Annotated in this window: 5 protein-coding genes; 4 read left to right on the forward strand and 1 reads right to left on the reverse strand. The window is 42.8% G+C overall.

Annotated elements, in window-relative coordinates; genetic code table 11:
• Positions 1-105 precede the first annotated feature (105 nt).
• Positions 106-2676 carry a beta-mannosidase gene (locus AB7E53_RS13165; protein WP_446776152.1) on the forward strand — a complete coding sequence of 857 codons (2571 nt, stop codon included), beginning with the start codon at positions 106-108 and terminating at the stop codon, positions 2674-2676.
• A 187-nt stretch (positions 2677-2863) separates the two neighbouring features.
• On the opposite strand, the gene AB7E53_RS13170 is transcribed toward AB7E53_RS13165, so the two are convergent.
• Positions 2864-3952, reverse strand: a complete 1089-nt coding sequence (locus tag AB7E53_RS13170; RefSeq protein WP_446776154.1) for a linear amide C-N hydrolase — start codon at positions 3950-3952, stop codon at positions 2864-2866.
• 601 nt (positions 3953-4553) lie between these two features.
• Between AB7E53_RS13170 and AB7E53_RS13175 the strand changes: the two genes are divergently transcribed.
• From AB7E53_RS13175 to AB7E53_RS13185, 3 genes are all read left to right on the forward strand, one after another.
• The gene (locus AB7E53_RS13175; protein ID WP_079684426.1) at positions 4554-4991 is read left to right on the forward strand and encodes a hypothetical protein; all 438 of its coding nucleotides are present in this window, start codon (positions 4554-4556) and stop codon (positions 4989-4991) included.
• 335 nt (positions 4992-5326) lie between these two features.
• A complete protein-coding gene (locus AB7E53_RS13180) occupies positions 5327-6529 on the forward strand; it encodes a PAS domain-containing sensor histidine kinase (RefSeq protein WP_446776156.1) in 1203 nt (400 codons plus the stop codon).
• A 76-nt stretch (positions 6530-6605) separates the two neighbouring features.
• Entirely contained in the window at positions 6606-8831 is a 2226-nt protein-coding gene (locus AB7E53_RS13185) for an ATP-binding protein (RefSeq protein ID WP_446776158.1), read from the forward strand.
• Positions 8832-8851 lie beyond the last annotated feature (20 nt).

The following is an 8851-nucleotide window of genomic DNA, read 5'->3' on the forward strand; positions in this document are numbered from 1 at the left end:
GTAAATAAGACGATTGTTGTACATTTGTGCAATCATGTTGATCCATATTACACATACGTCCATTCCGAATCTGAAAAGAATGGATCAAACGTCAATTTACATACAATGAAAAGATTAAAATTAATTTTTATGGGGTTATATGCTGCAGCACTTTCAGCATTGGGGCAAAGTCCGGCTTCGCAAGTGCTTCATCTGGATAAAGGGTGGAGCTTCTCTGAAGGGGGAAAAGACAAGTGGCAAGAGGCAACTGTGCCAGGTACGGTGCATCAGGACTTATTACGTCTGAAGCTTCTGCCCGATCCTTTTTTCGGGACTAACGAACAGCAGGTTCAGTGGGTGGAAGACAAAGACTGGGAGTATCGCACCTCCTTCACCCTTACGCAGGAGCAGGTTGACCATAGCGGTGCCTTGCTCGAATTTAAAGGGCTGGATACCTATGCAGATGTGTATCTGAACGGGGCTCTTATCCTGAAAGCCGAAAATATGTTTGTAGGCTACGAAGTACCGGTGAAAGAGGTGCTCCGTGCAGGCGAAAACAGATTGAATATTTACTTCTATTCGCCCATAAACAAGACGCTCCCTCAATGGGACAGCAACGGGTTCGATTATCCCGCCGATAATGATCACCACGACAAGCACACCAGTGTGTTTACCAGAAAGGCTCCGTACCATTACGGTTGGGACTGGGGGATCCGGATGGTAGGCTGTGGAGTATGGCGTCCAATCGAATTGAAGTTGTTCGAAGTGGCCGACATCAAGGATTACTACGTCCGTCAGCTTTCAATCAGCCGCGACAAGGCCGAAATCTCCAATGAGCTGGAGGTGTACTCCATCGAAGATACAGACACCCAGGCCGAAGTTGTATTTACCTGTTCGCTGAAGGGACAGGAGGTAATGGCCAACAAAGTACCGGTAGTGCTTACTCCGGGCAAGAATCTGGTAAAATCTGATATGACTATCCTCAACCCCTCTTTATGGATGCCTCACGGTTGGGGCGAAGCAACCTTGTACGATTTTAAGACAGAAGTGCGCAAGGCAGGCGGACAGGTGATTGACCAGGTAAGCTGCCGCAGCGGACTTCGTACCGTACGGGTGGTAAATGAGGAGGACAAGGATGGTAAATCGTTTTACTTCGAGGTAAACGGTATTCCGTTGTTTGCCAAAGGTGCCAACTATATTCCAAGCGATATTATCCTTAATAATGTAAAGGAAGAGGACTACCGCAGGTTGTTCCGCAACGTGAAGGCGGCCAACATGAACATGATCCGCATCTGGGGAGGAGGTATCTACGAAGAAGATTACTTCTACCAGTTGGCCGACGAGAACGGGATATTGGTGTGGCAGGACTTTATGTTCGCCTGTACAAGCTATCCTTCGGATCCGGCCTTCTTAAACCTGGTTGAACAGGAGGCGCATTACAACATACGCCGTTTACGCAATCATGCCAGCATTGCCATGTGGTGCGGAAACAATGAAATCATTGAGGCAATCAAATACTGGGGCTGGGATAAGAAATTCAGTAAAGAGGTACACCAAGGTATGTTTACGGGATACAACAAGCTGTTCCGCACGTTGCTTCCCAACAAGGTGAAGGAGCTGGATCCCGACCGCTTCTATCTGCATAGTTCGCCGGATTCAGCCAACTGGGGCAGACCCGAATCCTGGGGCTGGGGCGACAGTCATTACTGGGGTGTATGGTATGGCGTTCAGCCCTTCGAAGTATTGGATACCCGTCTGCCACGCTTTATGAGTGAGTTCGGATTTCAGGCATTCCCTGAGATGAAGGTGATCTCCACCTTTGCCGAGCCTAAAGACTATGCGTTGGAATCGGAGGTAATGAAAGCGCATCAGAAGAGCAGCACCGGCAACTCCATCATCCGCACCTATATGGATATGTATTACCATGTTCCGGAAAAGTTTGAAGATTTTGTTTATGTAGGATTGGTGCTTCAGGGACAAGGAATGCGCCACGGAATGGAGGCTCATCGCCGCAACCGCCCCTACTGTATGGGCACGCTTTACTGGCAGCTTAACGATAGCTGGCCCGTTGTTTCGTGGTCGAGTGTCGATTACTTCGGCAACTGGAAAGCCCTCCACTATCAGGCTCAGCGGGCATTCAGTCCCCTTCTTGTAAACGCCATCGAAGAAAAAGGAAAGCTGAACTTCTATCTAATATCCGACGAGTTGAACGACCGGAACAACCTGACGCTGGAAAGCCGGATGGTAGACTTTTCCGGCAAAGTACTTAAGAAAGAGGTGCGTAAGGTGAATATGAAAGCCAACAGCTCCACCTGTGTGTGGGAACAGGATTCAGCCTCTGCGGCTACTGCCCAGCAGCGAACCGACGCACTGCTTCTGCTTACACTGAAAGACAGCAAAGGCAAGGTTTTGGATAAGCAGACCTTCTATTTCGAAAAGCCCAAGGCACTTAACTTGCCGGAAACAACTGTCAAGCAAAAGGTGAAATATATGGATGGAGCCTGCGAGGTTACCCTTACGTCGGATAAGCTGGCGAAAGATCTGTTTATCGAAATTCCGGTTCAGGGAGCACAGTTTACGGATAATTTCTTCGACCTGCTGCCGGGTGAGAGCAAAACAATCCGTATCACCTCTCCCCTGCTGAAGAAAACCGATAAAACAAACATCAGGGTAACACACCTCCGTCAGACCTATTGATGGGTGATAATAAGGGTGCCTTAGCTATTCTCTGAGAACTGCACCCGTAAATCATACAGGTTAACATAACGTTTCAGATAAAGAGTCCGGTAAAGTACCGGACTCTTTTCTTTTATCTCCTTTTATTCTGAAAATCCTATTGAAATGAATGTATCCTTTAAAAAGATACGAATCAGGAGTAACAAAATCATTCAATCTTTATGGCAGTTACAGGCTGCTGCTTTATTTCATCCAGCGGAACAGCCCGGAATTTAATTCTGGTAAAATCAATTTTATTCAGGTCGATACTCCGTATGGCACTGTTATACATGGTCCGGTAATATATAATACGATTGGACACATCCGTTGCCGAGGTCCACTGGGTGGCACTGGGAATTGAAACAGGTGTTTTACCTATAGGAAACTCAATACCTAAAGGTATATCAAAATTATTCAGAATCTGAAAGCTCTGAAGTACGGTTTCCAAAGCAGAAGATTGCTTGGGGGCCGTTGTCTGATAGAAGGCTGCACGCACAAAACGGGATGGTGGGGTTACATCTCCGGGGATGCCTAAAAAGCCGCTACCGGCTCCAAAGGAAGAAAGGTGCATCCCGTCCAGGCTTTTCGCCTCGGCCGTACCCGGAAACAGATTCACATAATTATTCAGATTGGTAATCTGCCATTCAAATCCGGGCGAATTGGTTAATACACCCAACTTATTTTCATAAAAACGAGGTTGACCGTCTACAATCTCAAGGACAAGCTGACGACCGGTTATATCTGCGATACGCCAATGAACAGTAGAAGCACGGGGATCAATCGCTACAACATGGATCTTATTAATTGCCTCTTTCACCTCGGTAACAGTAGCGAAATTTGACAACATCCAGGATACAAGCTGTAAATCGGCAATACTTGTTGTTCGGTTAGCCGAATTGTAATCTTCATATTTTCCATAGCCCGGAAAATAAAATAGTCCGGCAGATAATCCGGCTTCATTGATACCTTCGGCTACAAATTCCTTTTGTTCAACAGACAAGCCCACATACCCGTAACGGGCCATAAATTCGAGTCCGTTTGTAGAGCCGCCCGGCAAAAAAGAATGCTGTTTGTATCCCCTGGGTACAACAACATACTGGCTGTTTAACTCACTACCTCCCCACTCTATCGTTCGGGCCAAGACATGCGCCCCATTTCGGGAAGATAGAGTAATACCTGTACAAGCCTGCACTGTTTGCAATTGAGAAAAAGTCAAGGCTACAATAGCCATCAGGGTAAAAAATCTACTCGTCGTCATAATAGTCGTTTTACTAAAAAAACAATTCATAAATTAAATAGTTTATTATCGATACGCAAACAGCCAACACATTAGTTGTTATAACATAAGCTTGATACTGATTAAATTACGACAACCATAGTAATCCGAAAAAGATAGCAGTACTTGCTCTTGTAAATGTTAGGACTTTTTGTTCAAAATGTTAATACTTTTTTGTTGAAATGTTAGGACTTTTTCGATGGAATATAGTATTCATTTTTGTACTATGACTCGTACTGAATTTGGGTTACAGTTTAGTGTCGAATCTCTAAAGCAGGTTTACGTAAAATATATTAATTCCCGAATAAGGTTTACACTGCCCCAAATAAGGGGTAATGGGGAGCTAGATTTCTGTTGGCTACAACAAAGGGCATCATTTATTCTTCAACAATCGATTCTTTATTTGCAAACACTTCCAAAAGGACATCAGACAGACTCCGGAACGTCCGTACAGGAGTTGAATTCACGAATTCTTTAGTGGAGTTAAAACGATATAAATAAGTATAAATCAACCATATTCCGTCAAACGAACAAGCCGAAAGAGTTGTTATAGGTATACGGGATGTTATAAATATATAGTATTATGGATGAAAATGTATTGAACTTTGTTAAGCAGTATATTGGTGATGCCATTGCAAATTATCCCAAAATACCAGCCAGCAAATTAAATGAAGTTGTTGAGGATGCATCCATCAGAATGGTTGAATCTCTCAAAACTGCTGTCACGACCGACAAGAAGGATGGTATTGAGGCATTGTTGAATGGATCGGATGATTTGATGATGGCCAACGAGGTTAGGAAGATGCTGGAAAGTGATTTAGTAATATCCATCGAAGAAGTCACAAAACTGGATGCCCGTGAGGCTACAAAAGTTGCCTCTTCGGTTTTCCCGGTTGTACTTAAACGGTTTTGCGAAGCATTTGATGCCGAATCCTTAACCTATCTGCTTGTAAGAGAATATAAGAAAAATGGTGTGCTTGTAGGCTCATTCACTTGTATTCTTGGAGGAATGTTCGGGTAACTTGGTACAGAAACATAAAAGAGGCAATCGTATAAGTAATGCGACTGCCTCTTTTATGTAAATTATCTTATTTTATTTAGCAAACGATGCGCATTGTCTGTCAGCAACACCCATGCCCCTGCCAGGATAGCGGAGTGATCAGTTGGTAGTCGATCATTAATTCAAAGTTTTAATATGCTTGTTATTCTTTGCTGTTTCTAATTTTTCAAACAATAAAATTAAGTAAAGTGTTTTAGAATCAAAAAAAGCAGTTTGAATGAGCACTTTTTTTAATAATATTTATTTATATTTGTAAGAACTGAAATTTTGAGGAAGATAATACTAATTCTATTTCTATGGATGATGCAACAAACGGCTCCAATTACCAAAAATTATTGCATGAAATAGAGCTGTTAAAATATGAGAACAGAGTTCTGCATACTAAAATTGAGAAGCTGACTACTTACAATGGCAATCAGACATTACTCACAGACAAGCAACTCCTTTTTGATTTATTGGTATGTCTGGTTGAGGAGGCACCTTTCGGTGTATTGATAAAAAAGGTAAATGCTAAATCCATTGTGTATTTCAATAAAGCAGTGGCAGATCTTTTTCAATTGAACGGAACTCGCTTGCTGGGGCCCTACTGGAATAATTTCTTCTCTCACGAATGGCTTCATAAAATTGAAGAATTAGACAGAGAATGTATACAAAACAATTGTAACAAATCAGACACCATCCATATAACCACCAAAGAGGGAGAATCTCGTACGGTACTTACCATACGACATCATCCTAAACAACTTGACACAGAAGATGAACAACATATTATCACCTTCTTTGTAGATATAACAAAGAATGAACATATTAAGCAGGAAATAACCTCTGCACTGGAAGCCGACAGACGTAAATCCGAATTTCTGGCCAACATGAGTCACGAAATCCGTTCGCCACTTAATGCGATTGTAGGTTTCTCTCAGTTAATGGAAGATGCGGAAGACGCCGAAGAAAGGCATACCTATTCCGAAATTATACGTCAGAATAACGACCAGCTGCTTCTTTTGATTAACGATATCATCGATTTTGCTAAAATAGAATCCAACAAGCTTTCTTTCACTTTCGAAAGCGTGAATATCCATGCCCTTTGCAAAGAGGCTTATGTAACATTTTCGTTGAGGAATAAGGAGGGGGTTTCCCTTCATTTTGAAGAGGGACCTTCGGTTTATGTACATTCGGACAGCAAGCGTTTGATGCAGGTCCTTTCTAATTTCCTCACCAATGCTGTAAAATTTACGGATGCAGGTTCGATAACCATCAGCTATGCCGTACAAAACGACGAGGTAACCGTAAGTGTTACCGATACCGGAACCGGTATTTCTGCCGAACATTGTAATAATATATTCAGTCGTTTTACCAGAGTGAACGAAAGTCGTCCCGGAGCTGGGTTGGGATTATCTATTTCTAAGAAATTAATAGAAAAACTGGGAGGTAAAATTGGTGTGCACTCTGAATTGAACAAAGGCTCGGTTTTCTGGTTTTCACTGCCTTTGTCCAAATAGCAAGTAATATAAAACAATACTACCCCACATTTTATAAGAGAAAAACAAATAAACAAAAACGAATACTGTGAATCAAATGCATATAGGAGATAATAACTCCAACAACATAAATAGCTGGAATTCTTATTTCGAATTCATTCCCTGCGCCATGCTTACGCTTGATGCCGGGGGGATTGTTACGCAATGCAATCCGGCCTGCCTCGAATTCTTTTGCAGCGAAAAATCGCTTGTGGGTTACTCTTTATTTAACGACCCCAACTTTACACCTTCTTTAATTACACGTTTCAGGACTGAATCCGGGTTTACTGTATCCCTTCCCTACGATTTAGCCAAGGTTCCTTATTCGACCTGCTTCCGACAAAAGTTAATATACATAACCTTGAAAGTTAAGTTCCTGCAAGACTCCGGCAATGGAGCTCCGGGATATTTCGTATGTATCACCGAGGGGACTTTACCTGAAGCCGAAAAATCGCCTAAAAAGGTCTACTCGTCTGATGCGCTTTCCTTTACTAAAGAGGAGTTGTTAAAGATTGCCGAGCTTATCCCCGATCTTATCTTTGTTGTGGACAAAGATTTATATTATAGAAAAACGTTTGCCTACGGGTCCAAACTGGGACATCTCTATATCCCCGAAGATCAGTTATTAAACAAACACGTAACCGAAGTCCTGCCCGCCAAGCAAGCCAGACTGATTATGCTTGCCATACAAGCAGCCTTTAAACGGAACAAATCCACCAAAGTGAAGTATTCGCTTCACATTGACGGAATAGATCAGTTTTATATGGCAAGGGTGATTCCTTTCAACGACACCTCCGTTTTCATGATGGTGCAATGCATCACGGATAGCTATGTGAGCGAAATGAATGTGCAGATGCTATCCTATGCGGTTAATCATACCAATGAAAAAATCATGATGCTGGACGATTCGGGGGCAGTTGTCTATGCTAGCAACCGGCTAAAAACAAAATACGGACTTAAAAAGACAAACAATAATTATCCTTCGGCCTTGTTCAGCAACCTGTTTCAGGGAGAAAGCTGGGAATCAATCAAGAAACAACTCGAAACTTCGGAGTTCGTAAAAGTTGAAGATATGTTTACCAATATGGAAGGAATAAAGTCGCCCATGGAGCTTTATTTCTACAGGGTGTTGGATATTGTAAAAGGTAATATGTATTGGTGTTTTGCCAGGAACATAACAGAGAGATACACATACCGCAAAGAAATAGAGGGGGTTAACAAGCTGATGACAACCATATTGGATAGTCTTCCGCTAGCCATAGGAGTTAAAAGTGTGAGAGACGATTTCAGGTATGTTTACTTTAATGCCGAAGCAAAAAGGGTATTACTTAAAATAGCTGAAGAGGTTGAGGGAAAGACTGACTTCGATCTGTTTCCGGGCTCCGACTTCCCTTACCAAGTGCGTACAAAAGATATGCTGGCGATAGAGAAGGGAATATATTCTGAATATGCGGTACCCTTTACGGGTCCCGACGGGGAAGAGCATATCATGAACCGCTTGCATATTTACGTGAACAATCCGGATAATCCGCAGATAGTATCAGTATTTTGGGATGTTACCGAGCAACATAACAACCAGGTGGAACTAATTAAAGAAAGGGAAAAGAACAGTTTAAAGTCGGCTTTCCTCTCGAACATCTCCCACGAGATACGTACGCCACTGAATGCCATCACCGGTTTTTCTGAATTAATATGTGAAGCCGAAACGCTGGATGAAAAGTCGGCATACAAGCAACAGATAGGTGAAAATAACGAACGATTGCTCAATCTGATTGACGATATGCTGCTGATGTCCGAAATAGATTCGGATATGGCAGAACTCTCCTTTACACGGGTTCCGGTTAAAACTTTATGCAACAATCTTTTCAACCGGTTCTCCGGCAAAGAACCCCAGGGTGTTACCTTCACTTTCGACTCAGGTGATTCGCCCGAATGTATCTTGCTGACCGACGAACTGATGCTGGAGCGAGTATTTATCTATCTGCTGGAAAATGCATTTAAGTTTACCAGCAGGGGGGCGGTTACCTTGTCGTATCAGATCAACACAGAACATGAAACATGCAAAACGGTTGTATTGACTGTTTCCGATACCGGTATCGGGATTGATCCCGCCTATTCGGAACAGATTTACGAGCAATTCTTCAAAATAGAAAAGTATAGTCAGGGTCCCGGACTAGGATTAACTTTAGCCAAACGGATCATGCATCTGCTGGGCGGAAGCATCTGGTTCGAATCCAGGGAAGGTGGAGGAACTCTATTTCACGCAAAACTTCCACTGAGTTGAAATCCAATCATCTAAACTGA

Origin of the sequence: Macellibacteroides sp. (assembly GCF_050251695.1) — a bacterium.
GTDB classification, from domain to species: domain Bacteria; phylum Bacteroidota; class Bacteroidia; order Bacteroidales; family Tannerellaceae; genus Macellibacteroides; species Macellibacteroides fermentans.